We start from the raw sequence: 15,751 nt of genomic DNA on the forward strand, positions 1-15,751 counted from the left end.
CCGCCCAACCTGTTGTTCAGGTTGACCGACCCGGCAGTTTATCGCCACGACACTACTACCGTTAGTTCGCGGCATTCGCGTGCTACCAGCGGTTCGGCGATTGTGTCTGCCGCACTTGAACGCCCGGTGGCGTGCCATGCCCGGCGTTCGCGCAGCTCTATGCCATCCTGGTTCCGTGACCTACGACCCGGGCCGAGGCACCGGTCGCGTCCCTGTGGTGCGCAATGAGTGGCACGAGCCTTTGCGTGCGCAGCGAGATCCGGTGGCGGAGGACTCAGGGCGGCTCCGATCCAATCGGGACGACCGGCAGCAGTGGCGCAAGCAGTCCTGGCTGGGTCGTTTCGTGTCCACGTACGGGTGGCGCGCGTACGCCCTGCCGGCGCTGGCCATCGTCACCGGAATGGTGGTCTACCAGGGCATCTCCGGTCCCAAGCCGATCACGCCGGCTCATCCACATGGGCCGCTGGTCGGTCAGCCCACCATCAATTCGGCGAGCACCGCGATCGTCGGCGCACCGCCCAAGGGTCTGACCCAGTTCGACGTCAATCTGCCCACCGGCATCCTCCCGGACGGCGGGCCGTTCACCGAGGCCGGCGCCAAGGCCTGGCACGTCGTGCCGGGCACCACCCCCAAGATCGGTCAGGGCACCACCAAGTCGGTGACCTACACCGTCGAGGTGGAGGACGGCGTCGACACCACCAGCTTCGGCGGCGACGAGGCGTTTGCCCGGATGGTCGCCGAAACCCTCGCCAACCCGAAGAGCTGGACACATGACGGGAAGTTCGCCTTCACGCGGCTCGACGCGTCGTCGCCGGAGAACCCCGACTTCCGGGTGTCCCTGACCTCGCCGATGACGGTGCGCGAGGGCTGCGGCTACGACATCCCGCTGGAGTCGTCGTGCTTCAACCCGGCGTACTTCCCGGCCGACGGCGGCAAGGCCCAGTCCCGCGTGTTCATCAACGAGGCGCGCTGGGTGCGCGGTGCCGTGCCGTTCCAGGGGGACATCGGCTCCTACCGCCAGTACCTGATCAACCACGAGGTCGGGCACGCCCTCGGCTTCCGGATGCACGAGCCGTGCGGCGACAACGGCGGGCTGGCGCCGATCATGATGCAGCAGACCTTCTCGACCAACAACAACGACGACGCCAAGTTCGACCCGGAGTCCGTCAAGCCCGACGGCAAGACCTGCCACGTCAACTCCTGGCCGTACCCCATTCCCTAACCCCAGCGAGCCGGCCTGGGGGCACCTCCCGCTTGCGGGGGAGTTTGTACCGCGACACGCCGCAATCGGCGTACCGGGAGCGCACACTCGTCGCCGTCGAGCGGCCCCGAAATGTCCGGCGAACCGGCTCACTACTGTTGAAGGCATGGCGACCCCGTTGCCGCCGCTGGTGCAGCCGGCGGCCGAACTCACCCGTGACGAGGTGGCGCGGTACAGCCGCCACCTGATCATCCCGGACCTCGGCGTCGAAGGGCAGAAGCGGCTGAAGAACGCCCGGGTGCTCGTGGTCGGTGCCGGCGGACTCGGTTCCCCGACACTGCTGTATCTCGCGGCGGCCGGCGTCGGCACCATCGGCATCGTCGAGTTCGACGTCGTCGACGAATCGAACCTGCAGCGCCAGATCATCCATGGCCAATCCGACGTCGGCCGGTCCAAGGCCCAGAGCGCTCGCGAGTCGATCCTGGAGATCAACCCGCTGGTCACCGTCAATCTCCACGAGTTCCGGCTCGACACCGACAACGCGGTGCCGCTGTTCGAGCAGTACGACCTGATCCTCGACGGCACCGACAACTTCGCCACCCGCTACCTCGTCAACGACGCCGCGGTGCTGGCCCACAAGCCTTACGTCTGGGGCTCGATCTACCGGTTCTCCGGCCAGGTGTCGGTGTTCTGGGAGGGCGCTCCCGATGGGCGTGGGCTCAATTACCGCGACCTCTACCCGGAGCCCCCGGCCCCGGGCACGGTGCCGTCGTGCGCCGAGGGTGGGGTGCTGGGGATTCTCTGCGCCTCCGTCGCCTCGGTCATGGGTACCGAGGCCATCAAGCTCATCACCGGCATCGGCGAGTCGCTGTTGGGCCGGCTGATGATCTACGACGCGCTGGACATGACGTACCGCACCATCGGGATTCGCAAGGATCCGGCGACGCCGAAGATCACCGAGCTCATCGACTACGACGCGTTCTGCGGCGTGGTCTCCGACGAAGCAGCCGAAGCGGCGGCCGATTCGTCCGTCACCCCCGTAGAGCTGCGGCAGCTGCTCGACTCCGGCAAGCCCGTCGCGCTGATCGACGTGCGGGAACCCGTGGAGTGGGCCATAAACCACATCGAGGGCGCCGAACTGATTCCCAAGTCGACCCTCGACTCCGGGGCCGGGTTGGCCCGCGTGCCGCAGGACCGAATTGCGGTGCTGTACTGCAAGACCGGGATCCGGTCGGCAGAGGCCCTGCTCGCCCTGAAACAGGCCGGATTCGCCGACGCGCTGCACCTGCAGGGCGGAATCGTGGCCTGGGCCAGGCAACTCGAACCCGACATGGTCATGTACTGACGTCAGGTCCGGCCGGGCACACCTTAGTCTGATCGGGTGACCGTCGACCGTCCTCCCGAACATGTGCTTACGGCGTTCGGCCTGACCGGTCTCCGGCCGGTCCCACTCGGCTCGAGCTGGGAGGGCGGCTGGCGCTGCGGCGAGGTGGTGCTGTCCATGGTCGCCGACAATGCCCGGGCCTCCTGGTCGGCCAAAGTGCGCGAGACGCTGTTCGTCGACGGCGTCCGGCTGGCCCGTCCCGTGCGCGCGACGGACGGGCGCTACGTCGTCGCCGGCTGGCGCGCCGACACGTTCGTCACCGGCACCCCTGAACCGCGTCACGACGAGATCGTCTCGGCCGCGGTGCGGTTGCACGAGGCGACCGCCAAGCTCGAGCGTCCGCGCTTCCTGACGCAACCGCCCGCCGTGCCATGGAGCGACGTCGACGTGTTCATCGCCGCCGACCGCGCCGCCTGGGAAGACCGTCCGCTGCAGTCGTTGCCGCCGGGTGCCCAGGCGGTGCCGGGTACCTCGGATGGCCGCCGTTCGGTCGAACTGATCAATCAGCTTGCGTCCCTGCGCAAGCCGACGCGCAACCCGAGCCAGCTGGTGCACGGCGACCTCTACGGCACGGTGCTGTTCGCCGGCACCGCAGCGCCCGGCATCACCGACATCACGCCGTACTGGCGGCCGGCATCGTGGGCCGCGGGCGTGGTCGTTGTCGACGCGCTGTCGTGGGGTGAGGCCGACGACGGTCTCATCGAACGCTGGGCGTCGCTGCCCGAGTGGCCACAGATGCTGTTGCGCGCCTTGATCTTCCGGCTCGCGGTGCATGCCCTGCACCCGCGGTCGACGGCTGCGGCATTCCCCGGTCTGGCCCGTACCGCAGCCTTGGTGCGACTGGTTCTCTAGCCGGCTCGCCGCCATTCGAATGGCAGCGTGCCCCGTTCGGTGAGAAAGTTACCTCGCATGACGGCTGTTGAACCCACCACCGGCGGAACCTACCAAGACAGGATCGTTGCGGTCGAACCCGGCGGCAACGAGTTCATCGCCGAGGCGGACCGGCACGGCAAGCCGAGTCAGCTGTTCTGGACGTGGACGTCACCCAACATGGAATTCGCGACGGTGTTCGTCGGCATGCTGGCCGTCCTCGCGTTCGGCATGAGCTTCTGGCAGGCGGTGGCCGGGATCATCATCGGTACCGGCCTGGGTGCCATCGCACACTATTTCCTGTCCGCACGTGGACCGCTGCACGGCGTGCCGCAGATGGTGCTGGGACGAATGGCGTTCGGGTTCAAGGGAAACGCACTGCCTGCGACGTTGATGTCGATCACCGCGGGCGTCGGCTGGTTTGCCACCAACAGTGTCAGCGGTGCGTTTGCCTTGTCCACCCTGTTCGGCTTCGGACCACTGATCGGCCTGATCATCATCGTGTTGTTGCAGACCGCGTTCGCGTTCTTCGGCCACAATCTGGTGCAGGCGTTCGAGCGCTGGTCGTTCCCGGCGCTCGTCATCGTCTTCGGTGCGGCATCGGTGGGAATTTTCGCGCACGCGGATCTGGGTGCGCCGGCGCCGTCGGGCGGGGTTGGCGGACTCGGGGGCTTCCTGCTCACCGTAGGTACCGCCTTCGGTTACGCAGCCGGTTGGACCCCGTACGCCGCGGACTACACCCGCTATCTGCCGTCGGCAGTGTCCACTTTCGCGACGGGGTTCTTCGCCTCCACCGGGTTGTTCGTCTCGTGTGTGGCCCTGGAGATCGTTGGGGCGGCATCGACGACGGTCGGCGCGGCGAGCCTGGGCAATCCGACCGGGTCGTTCACCGCCGAGCTTGCGCCGTGGCTGGCCAAGGCAACTCTGTTGGCCATCGCGGTCGGTGCGATCGCCGCCAATGCGCTCAATGTCTATTCTGGGGCAATGGCTTTCGTGACCATCGGGATCACGTTGCCGCCTCACATCGCGCGGGCGCTGGTGACCGTCTTCTTCGGCGTGGCCGGTTTCCTGATCGCCTGGTGGGCGTTGCCCGATGCCGCACACAGCTATGAAGCGTTCCTGCTGGTGATCGCCTACTGGATCGGCCCCTGGCTCGGCGTTGTCTTCGCCGATCAGTATCTGCGCCGCGGGCAACAGATCGCCGGATATCTCTACGACCGCTCGTACTCGAACTGGCCGGGGTTGTTGTCCTTCGCGCTGGGGCTGGGACTGTCGGTGCTGTTGTTCTCCAACCAGGAGAAGTTCGTCGGCTATATCGCCCAGGCGGTGCCGAAACTCGGCGACATCACCTTCTTCGTCGGCTTCGTCATCGCGGGTGCCGCGTACCTGGCGCTGTGCCGATCGAAAATCGCCGCGGAACGCGCCGCCATATGACCCCTGAGCAGATGCTCGACGTCGCAGTCGCTGAAGCGCGAACGGGGTTGGCCGAGGGTGGTATTCCGATCGGTGCGGCGTTGTTTCGAGCCGATGGCGAACTCCTGGGCGCCGGCCACAACCGTCGGGTGCAGAACGATGATCCCTCGGTGCATGCCGAGACCGACGCGTTCCGTGCGGCCGGACGTCAGCGCGGCTACCGCTCGACCATCATGGTGACGACGCTCTCGCCGTGCTGGTATTGCAGCGGCCTGGTGCGGCAGTTCGGCATCGGCGCGGTGGTGATCGGGGAGGCCCGCACGTTCCACGGAGGTCATGATTGGCTGGCCGAACATGGTGTGGCGGTCACGGTTTTGGACGACGAGCGGTGCGTGGCGATGATGGCTGAGTTCATCAGCGCCAGTCCCGAATTGTGGGCGGAGGATATCGGCGAATGAGTGTCATTGCGACAGTGGACATTTCCCGCTGGTATGCCGGCGGAGCCGAGGCTGATGCGTTGGCCACCGAAGTCGACGAGGGTCTGCAGCGAGCCGGTTTCATCGTGGTCACCGGGCACGGGGTGGACCAGGGATTGGCGGCCGCGGTCCGTGCGGCCAGCCGGGAATTCTTCGCGTTGTCCGAGGAGGCGAAGCGGCAGTACTCGGTGCCGGTCGGCGGACACGGCTGGATCGGCCCGGGCGCCGAAGCCAACGGTTACGCCGAGGGCACCGAGACGCCACCCGATCTCAAAGAGAGTTTCAGTCTGGGCGCGGAAACATCGACCGGGGATCCGGAGGTGGATCGAATCTGGTTCGCCCCCAACGTATGGCCCGCGGAGGTGCCCGCATTGCAGACGTTGGTGGATGAATACACCGCCCAGATGCGCCGGCTGTCCGACGATCTACTGGCCCTGTTTGCGCACGCGCTGGGGTTGCCGGCGAATCCTTTTGCCGCGCTGGCAGATCGGCCGACGTGGACGATGAACATCAACCACTACCCGCCGGTGAGCGTGGTGGGTGAACCCGAGCCCGGGCAGTTCCGGATCGGCCCGCACACCGATTTCGGCACCGTCACGGTGCTCGACCGGGAGCCGGGCGCCGGCGGGCTGCAGGTGTATTCCGACGCCGGGGGCTGGGAGGACGCCCCCTGGGAACCCGGTGCGCTGACGGTGAACATCGGTGACCTGCTGGAGTATTGGAGTGGACGACGCTGGCCGTCCGGCCGGCATCGCGTGCTGCCGCCGCAACCGCATGCACCGGAAGAAGACCTGGTGTCGCTGATCTACTTCTACGAAGCCAACCACGATGCGCTGATCACCCCGTTGCGGCCGCCCATCGGTGCGGTGTCCGGGCTGACGCCGGTGGTCTCCTCGGAGTTCATCAAGGAACGGTTGGACGCCATCACCGTCGCGTGAGTCAGGCCTGGGACTGCTCGCGGTCAGGCGTCTCGCATCAGAACGCGTGCCGATACTCCCGCAGCGGCACCCGACCGTCCACCGCCAAAACCCCTTCGGCGCGCAGTCTTTCGAGCTGCCGCGTCGCCAGGTGGGGCGCCGGCCGGCCCGCCGCGGTGATCACCCGGTGCCACGGCAGGTCCGAGGAATCCGTCCGCATGATCCAGCCGACGATCCGCGGGCTGGAAAGCCCTGCGGCATCCGCGATATCGCCGTAGGTCGACACCCGACCGGACGGTATCGAGGCGACGAGGTCCCGCACCACCTCCACCTGTTCCTCCGTGACCGCGGCCATGATCAGACCAGGTGTCCCCGGATCACATCGGCGGTTTCGGCAGGCATGGCGTGCGGCACCATGTGGTCGCAGTCGAATTCGGCCAGCTCGAAGTCGGCGCCCAGCCGCGCCTGCAACGCGGACACCAGCTCACCGGTCACGTACGCCGGGTGGGTCTGCTTCGCCAGCACCAGCGTCGTCGGTGTGCCCTGCTGCGGCAACACAATCGGGCGGGCCAGCTCACTCCAGTACGACATCATGGCGGGCAGGCTGATCCGCCAGCCGACGCGTCCGCCGGGCAGGGCGACCAGGTGCTCGTCCAGGTCGCGTTCGAGTTCCCCGGGGTACTTCGCCGAGACCTCGCCCCACGATCCGTTCACCTTCTCGGCGTGCGCCTCCTTCCGGTCCGGGTAGTCGGGGGACCCGAGCATGGCGTCGGCGATCTCGCTCATCCAGCTGCCGTCCAGCCCGGTCGCGGGGTCCAGCAGCACCAGGCCCGACACCAGATTGGGGTGGGCGGCAGCGAGATTGAGTGCTATCGCGCCGCCGAACGAATGGGCCACCACGACCACCGGACCGTCGGCCTCGTCGTGGAGCAGAGCGGCCAGGGCCGCGACGTTCTCGTCGATGTTCCACGGCGCCGCCCACGACGAATGTCCATGTCCCAGGAGATCCGGTGCCAGCACGGCATATTCGGGCAGATACCCGTCCGCCAGGGTCTGCCACCGCTTTCCGTGGCCGGTCAGGCCGTGCAGGGCCAGAATCTGTGCCGGCCGCGCCGGTCCGTAGCGATACACCTGCAAGCTCACCGCAATGATGCTGCCAGACACTGGGCCCGACTGTCGCCGGACACTGTCTTCGACGCAACTTGATGCTCCTATTCATGTCAAGCCGCGTTGAGCCAGTTTCTGTAGGTGTCTGCGAAGGTGTCGTCGCGTTGTAGTCCGCGTTCGATGCGGGAGATCACGGTGGGCCAGACCCCGAAATGGTTGGCTGCGGCGGTCACGGTGATGTTCTTGGCTTGCCGAGCCGGGCGCAGGTCGGTGTACTCGGGCACGTCGATCTGGCGGGTCAGCAGGGTGAATATTTCTCGGGCGATGGCTCGTTTGAGCTTGCGCAAGATCTCCTTTTTGCTGTGCCCTTTTGTGACCTGGCGTTGCACGTAATCGCGGGTCCGATCGTGGTTGGACATCCGTACTAGTGCGATGCGGTGCAGTGCGCTGTTGGCGGCGCGGTCACCACCGCGAGAGAGTCGGTGTCGGTTGGTCTTACCCGAGGACGCCGGTACCGGCGCGGCCCCACACAACGCGGCGAACGCAGCTTCACTGTGCAGCCGGTGCGGGTTAGCCCCGGCAGTGATCAATAGCTGAGCGGCGGTGTCCGCGCCGACGCCGTGGGCCGCGCGTAGTGCGGGATTGGCCGCGGTGACGAATGCGTCGATCTGGGCGCCGAGTGCCTCGGCTTGGGTTTCGAGGAATTGCACGCGTTGGGCGAGCAGCTTGGCTGCGCTGAGCATCGACTGCGCCCACGGCTCGGGCTGGGTGTCGGGGCGGCAGCGGGCGATCGCCTCGACCATCTTCAATGTCGTTAAACCACGGTATTTTTCGCGTATCACATCGGGCGCCGATACCAGCATGGCTTTGATCTGGTTGATCACCGCGGTGCGGTGCTTGACCGCCGACCGACGAGCGACATGCAGGGCCCGCAGGCCGGCGGTGGTGTCGTCTTTCGGGGTGGCCAGCCCGTCACCGGCCAACGCGGTCCGCGCGGCGCTGTAGGCATCGAGCGGATCAGATTTGCCTCTGAGGCGGCGAGTGGATTTAACCGCCCGGGTCACCTCGACGACCTCAACGCCAGCCGCGGTCAGCACCCGGGTGAATCCGGCACCATAGCTGGCGGTGCCTTCCACACCGATCCGTTCAACCTGACCCAGTGAGGTCAGGAAGCTGATGGCCGCGCTGTATCCGGCGCGCGTGGTCGGGAACTCCCGATCATCAACAGCGGCACCAGTCATGGTGATCGCGGCGACATGGATCGTGTCGGCATGGGTGTCCGCACCGGCAACGATGCGCGCAGATTCTGTCAAGATGATGGTGTCCCTTCTGACCAGCATTAGGTGGGGCACACCGGCCAGGGCGGGCAGACAAGACATTGGTGAGGAACGGCCAAGCTCCTGATTAAGTCATGTCCGTCCTGTCCGGCGTGAACAAGACGCGCACCACACAGGCCGGACAGATCAAGTTAAAGACAACCCAGCAGAGCGTCAGTCAGACCCAGGGTCACGACCTGCGCGGTAACGCTCTTTCATCATCAATGTCGTACCCCCGTGGTTGCATTCCGTGCATGGCCGCCCCGCACTCCGCACTCACCGCGCCCGGCTCGGTTAATGCCCTGACCGAGCCCGGGCAGCGTGGTGTGGTGCGGGTGCTGGGCGGCCCCGGAACCGGCAAGACCGAGTTGCTGATCCGCACTGCCGCAACGCATATCGCGGCCGGGACAGATCCGGAGTCGGTGCTGCTGCTCACGGGTTCGGCGCGCCTCGGCAGCCGGGTCCGCGGCGCCATCACGTCGGCGCTGCTCGGCGATTCCGGCCAGGTCACCCGGGAGCCGCTGGTCCGCACCCTGCACTCCTACGCGTTTGCGGTGTTGCGCCAGGCCGCGCAGCGTGCTGGTGACCCGCCGCCGCGGCTGATCACCAGCGCCGAGCAGGATGGCATCATCCGCGAGCTCCTCGCCGGTGATCTCGAGGACGGCGACGATGCCGGTGTGGACTGGCCGCTGCACCTGCGTCCGGCATTGGCCACCGCCGGGTTCGCGACCGAATTGCGGGACCTGTTGGCCCGCTGCACCGAACGTGGCGTCGACCCCGCGGACCTGCGCCGGATCGGCCGCAAGGCCGGACGCCCGGAGTGGGTGGCCGCGGCCCGGTTCGCGCAGGTCTACGAGCAGGTGATGCTGCTGCGCAGCGCCGTCGGCATGGCCGCCCCGCAGGCGACGGTGCCTGCGCTGGGCGCGGCTGAGCTGGTCGGCGCCGCGCTCGAGGCCTTCGCCGTCGATCCCGCACTGCTGGACGCCGAACGTTCCCGCATCAGGCTGCTGCTGGTCGACGACGCGCAGCACCTCGATCCGCAGGCCGCGCTGCTGGTGCGGGTGCTGGCGGCCGGCGCCCAGCTGACCGTCATCGCCGGTGATCCGAGCCAGACGGTGTTCGGTTACCGCGGCGCCGAACCGACGCTGCTGTACGGTCCCGAGGACCAGCCGCAGGTGGTTCTGACCGAGTCCCATCGGTGCGCACCCGCGGTGGCCGGCGCGGTCGCGGCCGTGGCACGGCGCCTGCCCGGCGTGGACGCGTCGCGGACCCTGACGTCGGCGACGACGGATGACCTCGGCTCGCTGACGGTGCGCGTGGCGGGTTCGCCGCACGCCGAATCCGCACTGATCGCGGACGCGCTGCGCCGCGCGCACCTGGTCGACGGGGTGCCCTGGTCGCAGATGGCCGTCATCGTGCGCTCTGTGCCGCGGGCCGGGACGGCGCTGTCCCGGGCGCTGACCGCTGCCGGGGTGCCGGTGCAGCAGCAGGCCGACACCGCGCCGCCGGCACTGCATCCGGCGGTGGGCGCACTGCTCACGGTGCTGGACTGCGTCGCCGACCAGCTGACCGGCGACCGGGCATTGGCCATGCTGACGGGGCCCATCGGCCGGGTCGACCCGGTGTCGCTGCGCCAGTTGCGGCGCGTTCTGCGCCGCGCCGACGGCAGCGGCCGTGAGTTCGGTGAGCTGCTGACCGAGGCGCTGACCGTCGGCACCGAACGCCCGTTGCCGGATCAGCTGGCCCGGCCGGTGCGCCGGGTCCGTGCGGTCCTCGACGCGGCGCGCCGGGCGGCGACGGCCGGCCAGGACCCGCGGTTCGTGCTGTGGCAGGCCTGGCACACCAGCGGGTTGTCGCGCCGGTGGCAGGCCGCGGCCGGGCGCCCGGGTGCGGCCGGGGTCGCTGCGGGCGTCGACCTGGACGCCGTCACCGCGCTGTTCGACACCGCCGACCAGTACGTGGCCCGCACCGCGGCGGCCTCCCTCACCGGTTTGATCGACCACGTCCGCGCCCTGTCCTGGTCGGGTTCGACGCCGGAGCGCGCCGAGGCCGACGAGGTGGCCGTGGTCAGTGCGCATGCCGCGCTGGGGCGGGAATGGGATTTCGTGGTCATCGCCGGCCTGCAGGAAGGGTTGTGGCCCAACACCGTTCCGCGTGGGGGCGTGCTCGGGACCCAGCAGCTGCTCGACATCGTCGACGGTGTGGGTGACGTTCGTGGCATGTCGGCCACCGCGCCGCTGCTGGCCGAGGAACGACGGCTGCTGGTGGCTGCGCTGGGCCGGGCCCGCAACCGGGTGCTGGTGACGGCCGTCGACAGCGACAACGGTGACGAAGCGCTGCTGCCGTCGACCTTCTTCGAGGAGCTGGCGGCGCTGGCCGGCGGTACCGATCCCGATGCCGACGAGCTCCCGGTGCACGCGCCCGCCGTGCTGTCCCCGTCGGCACTGGTCGGCCGGCTGCGGTCGGTGGTCTGCGCCCCCGGCGGCGCGGTCGAGGAGTCCGACCGGCTCTGTGCGGCAGCACAATTGGCGCGGCTGGCCGAGGCCGGGGTGCCGGGCGCCGACCCGGCGCAGTGGTACGCCAGCACGGAGCTGTCCACTGCCGAGCCGCTGTGGTCCGGTGACGACCACGTCGTCACGGTGTCGCCGTCGACCGTGCAGACCCTGACCGACTGCCCGCTGCGCTGGATGCTGGAGCGGCACGGCGGCAGCGACGGCCGCGATCTGCGTTCGGCACTGGGCTCCCTGGTGCACGCCCTGGTCGCCGACTCCGGTCGCAGCGAGGCCCAGCTGCGCGGCGAACTCGAAAAGGTTTGGCAACACCTGCCTTTCGACTCGAACTGGTACGCCGACAACGAGCTGGAGCGGTACCGCGCCATGCTGGACACCTTCACGACGTGGCGGCAGGAGAGCCGCGCCGAGCTCACCGAGGTCGGCACCGAACTCGAGGTCGCCGGCGTGATCGCCGATGCGAGTCCGCAGGTGCAGGTGAAGGGGCGCATCGACCGGCTCGAACGCGACCGCGACGGACGCCTCGTGGTGGTCGACGTGAAGACCGGCAAGAGCCCGGCCACCAAGGCCGATGCCCAGCAGCATGCCCAGCTCGCGCTGTACCAGCTGGCCATCGCGGAAGGCATTGTGCCGCAGGGTGATCAGCCGGGCGGCGGCCGGTTGGTGTATCCGGCCAAACCCGCCAAGGCGGGCGCCACCGAGCGCGAGCAGGATCCGATGGGGGAGACGGCACAGGCGCAGTGGCGGCAGCGGGTCACCGACGCCGCGGCGGCCACGGCCGGGCCGCAGTTCGTCGCGCGCGCCGGCGCCGGGTGCGCCACCTGCCCGGTGCGGGCCATGTGCCCGGCGCAAGGTACGAAGGGTGGATGCCCGTGACGTACAGCCCCGCCGACCTTGCCGAGACGCTCGGGCTGTTCACCCCCACGGACGAGCAGGCCGCGGTCATCGCTGCCCCGCCGGGACCACTGGTGGTGATCGCCGGCGCCGGCGCGGGGAAAACCGAGACCATGGCCGCGCGGGTGGTCTGGCTGGTGGCCAACGGCTATGCGACCCCGTCGCAGGTGCTGGGGCTGACCTTCACTCGCAAGGCGGCCGGACAGTTGCTGCGTCGCGTGCGTACCCGGCTGGCCCGCCTCGCCGGTTCGGGCCTGTTGCCCGGCGTTTCGCTGGCCGACGAGCACGCCACCGTCAGCACCTATCACGCCTTCGCGGGCACCCTGCTCCGCGAGTACGGGCTGCTGCTGCCCATCGAGCCGGCCACTCGGCTGGTCACCGAAACCGAGATGTGGCAGTTGGCTTTTCGGGTGGTGTCCGATTTCCCGGGGCAGCTGCACACCGACAAGTCCCCGGCCGCGATCACCCAGATGGTGCTGCGCCTGGCCGGTCAGCTGTCCGAGCATCTCGTCGACACCGACGCCGTGCGCGACACCCATCACGAGCTCGAACGCCTCATCCTCACCCTCCCGGCGGGACCGGGCCAGCGCGGTGGGCCCACGCAGTGGTTGCTGAATCTGCTGGACACCCAGACCGAGCGGGCCGAGCTGGTGCCGCTCATCGACGCGGTGCACCAGCGGATGCGGGATGCGCAGGTGATGGACTTCGGTACGCAGATGTCCGCGGCGGCCCGCTTGGCCGAGGGTTTCCCGCAGGTCGGCGCGCAGCTGCGGGAGCGGTATCGCGTGGTCCTGCTGGACGAATATCAGGACACCGGGCATGCCCAGCGGGTGGCGCTGTCGTCGCTGTTCGGTGGCGGCGTCGACGACAGCCTGGCGCTGACGGCGGTGGGGGACCCGATCCAATCGATCTACGGCTGGCGCGGCGCGTCGGCCACCAACCTGCCCCGGTTCACCACCGACTTCCGGCTCTCGGATGGCTCGCCCGCCCCGACCCTGGAATTGCGGACCAGCTGGCGCAACCCACCGCGGGCGCTGAAGCTGGCCAACGAGGTGTCCGCCGAGGCCCGCCGCCGCAGCGTGAGCGTGCGCGAACTGCTGCCGCGGCCCGGTGCCGAGCCGGGGACCATCCAGTGTGCGTTGTTGGATGATGTTGTCGCCGAGCGTGATTGGGTCGCCGATCACCTGGCTCGCCGGTACCACGGTGCCGCCGCCGCGGGTGACCCGGCGCCGACGGCCGCGGTCCTGGTGCGCCGCAACGCCGACGCCGCGCCCATCGCCGAGGCGCTGAACGCACGTGGGATCCCCGTCGAGGTGGTCGGTCTGGCCGGGCTGCTGGCTATCCCGGAGGTCGCCGACGTGGTCGCGATGCTGCGCCTGGTCGCCGAGCCGACCGCCGGGGTCGCCGCGATGCGGGTACTGACGAGCGCGCGGTGGCGGTTCGGTGCCGCCGACCTGGCCGCGCTGTGGCGCCGCGCCTCGGAACTGGATGTGCCCGACGCCGCGCGGACCTCCGGGTCGGCCGCCGAGCAGGCCATCAAGAAGGCAATAGCCCACGTCGCCCCCGACGCCGACCACGCCTGCCTGGCCGACGCCATCAGCGACCCAGGTCCGGCCGACCGCTACTCACCCGAAGGACACCGTCGGCTGCTGGCCTTGGCTGCCGAGCTGAGCCAGCTGCGCGCGCACCTGCATCAGCCGCTGCCCGATCTGGTCGCCGAAACGCGTCGGGTCCTGGGCATCGACGCCGAAACCCGCGCGGCCAGTGGGGTTTCCGAGGGCTGGCGGGGTACCGAGCATCTCGATGCGTTCGCCGATGTGGTGGCGGGCTATGCGGCGCGGCCGGTCACCGACGCCGACGCGTCTGCGCCCATCGCCGGACTGCTGGCGTATCTGACGGCGGCCGCCGAGGTCGAGAACGGGCTGGCGCCGGCACAGGTGACGGTGGCCGCGGACCGCGTGCAGATCCTGACGGTGCACGCCGCGAAGGGGCTGGAGTGGCAGATCGTCGCGGTCCCGCACCTGGTCGCCCGGGTGTTCCCGTCCACCGCGTCGCAGCGCACCTGGCTGACCGACGCGGGCGACCTGCCGCCGTTGCTGCGCGGCGACCGTGCCGAGTTGTCCGAACACGGGGTGCCGGTGCTCGACACGTCGGATGTCAACGACCGGAAGATGTTGGCGGACAAGATCGCCGCGCACAAGGCCCTGCTCGATCAGCGGCGCACCGATGAGGAACGCCGCCTGCTCTATGTGGCCCTGACCCGGGCCGAGGACACCCTGCTGCTCTCCGGGTACCACTGGGGGACGACGGCCGCGAAGCCGGCCGGGCCATCCGACTTCCTCACCGAGATGCGCGACATCATCGAACGCGCCGCCAATGACGGCGACCCCTGCGGCGAGATCGAGCAGTGGGCACCCGCACCGCCCGAGAGCGCCGTGAATCCGTTGCGCGACAACGTCGTCGAATGTGCATGGCCCGTCGACCCCGCTGGTGCCCGCCGCGGTGACGTCGACCGGGGCGCGGCCCTGGTCGCGCAGGCGCTCACGGCCACGGCCGATGAGAACTTCGACGACCGCCACGGGTGGTCCGCCGATGTCGATGCCCTGCTGGCCGAACGTGCACGGACCCAGCAGCGCGGTCCGGTCGAGCTGCCGCCTCAACTGTCGGTCAGCACGCTGGTCGACCTGAGCAGCGACCGGTCCGGCGCACTGCAGCGGCTGCAGCGCCGGCTGCCGTCGCGCCCGGACCCGCAGGCACTGCTGGGCACCGCGTTTCACGACTGGGTGCAGCGGTACTTCTCTGCCGAGCGGCTGTTCGACCTCGACGACCTACCCGGCGCGGTCGATGCCGAGCTGGGGCAGGCCGTCGCCGACGAACTGGCCGACCTGCAGGCCGCGTTCGCCCTGTCGGACTGGGCCGCCCGCACCCCGATCGACATCGAGGTGCCGTTCGACATGGTGATCGGCGACCGCGTGATCCGGGGCCGCATCGACGCAGTGTTCGCCGACGCCGATGGGGGCTACACCGTGCTGGACTGGAAGACCGGCGATCCGCCGACCACTCCGGAAACCATGCGCAACAAGGCAATTCAGCTGGCGGTGTACCGGCTGGCCTGGTCGTCGATCCAGGGCGTACCCGTCGATTCGGTGCGGGCGGTCTTCCACTACGTGCGCGCCGGGCAGACGGTGGCACCCACCGACCTTCCCGGCGCCGACGAACTGGCGGCGCTAGTGCGCGTCGGGTGAGTTGCGGTAGACCTTGAGCGCCTGGGTCACCATCGGCACCTGCAGCGGCAGCCGGGCCAGGGCGGCGATGCGCGCGGGCCAGCCCTTGGGCCACCACAGCCGGACCATGTTCACGTTGGCGGGGAACACCCCGATGAACAGCGCGACCGCAGCCAGCGCACCAAGCTTGCGGGTGCGCGGAATGAGCAGCGCTGCGCCGGTGGCGACTTCGGCGACGCCCGACGCGTAGGTGTAGAACCGGGCGGTGCCGGGCAGTTCTTCCGGAACGATGCCGTCGAACGGTTTGGGTGCGACGAAATGCAGGGTGCCCATTCCGACGAGCAGTGCGCCCATTCGGTATGCGGGGGCCTGGCTGTGGGTGGTGTTATCCGGAGTGCTGGGGGCGGTCATGGTTACATAGTGCTGTGCTGAGCCGTCC

Annotated in this window: 12 protein-coding genes; 8 read left to right on the forward strand and 4 right to left on the reverse strand. The window is 69.1% G+C overall.

Going from position 1 to position 15,751, the window contains the following annotated elements; translation table 11 throughout:
- Nucleotides 1-175: 175 nt before the first annotated feature.
- The 6 genes from ACNO8X_RS11740 (at nucleotide 176) to ACNO8X_RS11765 (ending at nucleotide 6,282) form a co-directional block, all read left to right on the forward strand.
- Nucleotides 176-1,222 (forward strand): DUF3152 domain-containing protein, encoded by a 1,047-nt coding sequence (locus ACNO8X_RS11740; protein WP_418005410.1) that lies wholly within the window; start codon nucleotides 176-178, stop codon nucleotides 1,220-1,222.
- 145 nt (nucleotides 1,223-1,367) lie between these two features.
- Nucleotides 1,368-2,546: an adenylyltransferase/sulfurtransferase MoeZ gene (moeZ, locus tag ACNO8X_RS11745; protein ID WP_418005411.1), complete on the forward strand. Its 1,179-nt coding sequence runs from the start codon at nucleotides 1,368-1,370 to the stop codon at nucleotides 2,544-2,546.
- Nucleotides 2,547-2,582: 36 nt separating this feature from the next.
- A complete protein-coding gene (locus tag ACNO8X_RS11750) occupies nucleotides 2,583-3,437 on the forward strand; it encodes a TIGR02569 family protein (RefSeq protein ID WP_043392475.1) in 855 nt (284 codons plus the stop codon).
- A 57-nt stretch (nucleotides 3,438-3,494) separates the two neighbouring features.
- Complete coding sequence (locus tag ACNO8X_RS11755) at nucleotides 3,495-4,889, forward strand: purine-cytosine permease family protein (protein WP_418005412.1); 1,395 nt, start codon at nucleotides 3,495-3,497, stop codon at nucleotides 4,887-4,889.
- A complete protein-coding gene (locus ACNO8X_RS11760; RefSeq protein WP_418005413.1) occupies nucleotides 4,886-5,326 on the forward strand; it encodes a nucleoside deaminase in 441 nt (146 codons plus the stop codon). The genes ACNO8X_RS11755 and ACNO8X_RS11760 overlap by 4 nt, the downstream gene beginning before the upstream one ends.
- Nucleotides 5,323-6,282, forward strand: a complete 960-nt coding sequence (locus ACNO8X_RS11765; RefSeq protein ID WP_418005414.1) for an isopenicillin N synthase family dioxygenase — start codon at nucleotides 5,323-5,325, stop codon at nucleotides 6,280-6,282. The genes ACNO8X_RS11760 and ACNO8X_RS11765 overlap by 4 nt, the downstream gene beginning before the upstream one ends.
- Before the next feature lie 37 nt (nucleotides 6,283-6,319).
- Here the strand turns inward: ACNO8X_RS11765 and ACNO8X_RS11770 are convergent, their stop codons facing one another.
- The 3 genes from ACNO8X_RS11770 to ACNO8X_RS11780 all read right to left on the reverse strand — a co-directional run bounded on the left by ACNO8X_RS11770 (nucleotide 6,320) and on the right by ACNO8X_RS11780 (nucleotide 8,681).
- Entirely contained in the window at nucleotides 6,320-6,616 is a 297-nt protein-coding gene (locus ACNO8X_RS11770; RefSeq protein WP_418005415.1) for an MGMT family protein, read from the reverse strand.
- Nucleotides 6,617-6,618: 2 nt separating this feature from the next.
- Nucleotides 6,619-7,404: an alpha/beta fold hydrolase gene (locus ACNO8X_RS11775; protein ID WP_418005416.1), complete on the reverse strand. Its 786-nt coding sequence runs from the start codon at nucleotides 7,402-7,404 to the stop codon at nucleotides 6,619-6,621.
- A gap of 77 nt (nucleotides 7,405-7,481) precedes the next feature.
- Nucleotides 7,482-8,681, reverse strand: coding sequence for an IS110 family transposase (locus tag ACNO8X_RS11780; protein ID WP_418005417.1), 1,200 nt, complete (start codon nucleotides 8,679-8,681; stop codon nucleotides 7,482-7,484).
- A gap of 257 nt (nucleotides 8,682-8,938) precedes the next feature.
- Here ACNO8X_RS11780 and ACNO8X_RS11785 point away from each other — a divergent pair, with 257 nt between their 5' ends.
- Together ACNO8X_RS11785 and ACNO8X_RS11790 are read left to right on the forward strand one after the other, a co-directional pair.
- Nucleotides 8,939-12,070 carry an ATP-dependent helicase gene (locus ACNO8X_RS11785; RefSeq protein WP_418005418.1) on the forward strand — a complete coding sequence of 1,044 codons (3,132 nt, stop codon included), beginning with the start codon at nucleotides 8,939-8,941 and terminating at the stop codon, nucleotides 12,068-12,070.
- Complete coding sequence (locus ACNO8X_RS11790; RefSeq protein WP_418005419.1) at nucleotides 12,061-15,333, forward strand: ATP-dependent helicase; 3,273 nt, start codon at nucleotides 12,061-12,063, stop codon at nucleotides 15,331-15,333. Before ACNO8X_RS11785 ends, ACNO8X_RS11790 begins: the two co-directional genes overlap by 10 nt.
- On the opposite strand, the gene ACNO8X_RS11795 is transcribed toward ACNO8X_RS11790, so the two are convergent.
- Nucleotides 15,316-15,723 carry a hypothetical protein gene (locus tag ACNO8X_RS11795; protein ID WP_418005420.1) on the reverse strand — a complete coding sequence of 136 codons (408 nt, stop codon included), beginning with the start codon at nucleotides 15,721-15,723 and terminating at the stop codon, nucleotides 15,316-15,318. The two genes, ACNO8X_RS11790 and ACNO8X_RS11795, sit on opposite strands and share 18 nt — an antisense overlap.
- Nucleotides 15,724-15,751: the final 28 nt, after the last annotated feature.

Source organism: Mycobacterium sp. PDNC021, assembly GCF_048282635.1.
Lineage (GTDB): Bacteria > Actinomycetota > Actinomycetes > Mycobacteriales > Mycobacteriaceae > Mycobacterium > Mycobacterium llatzerense.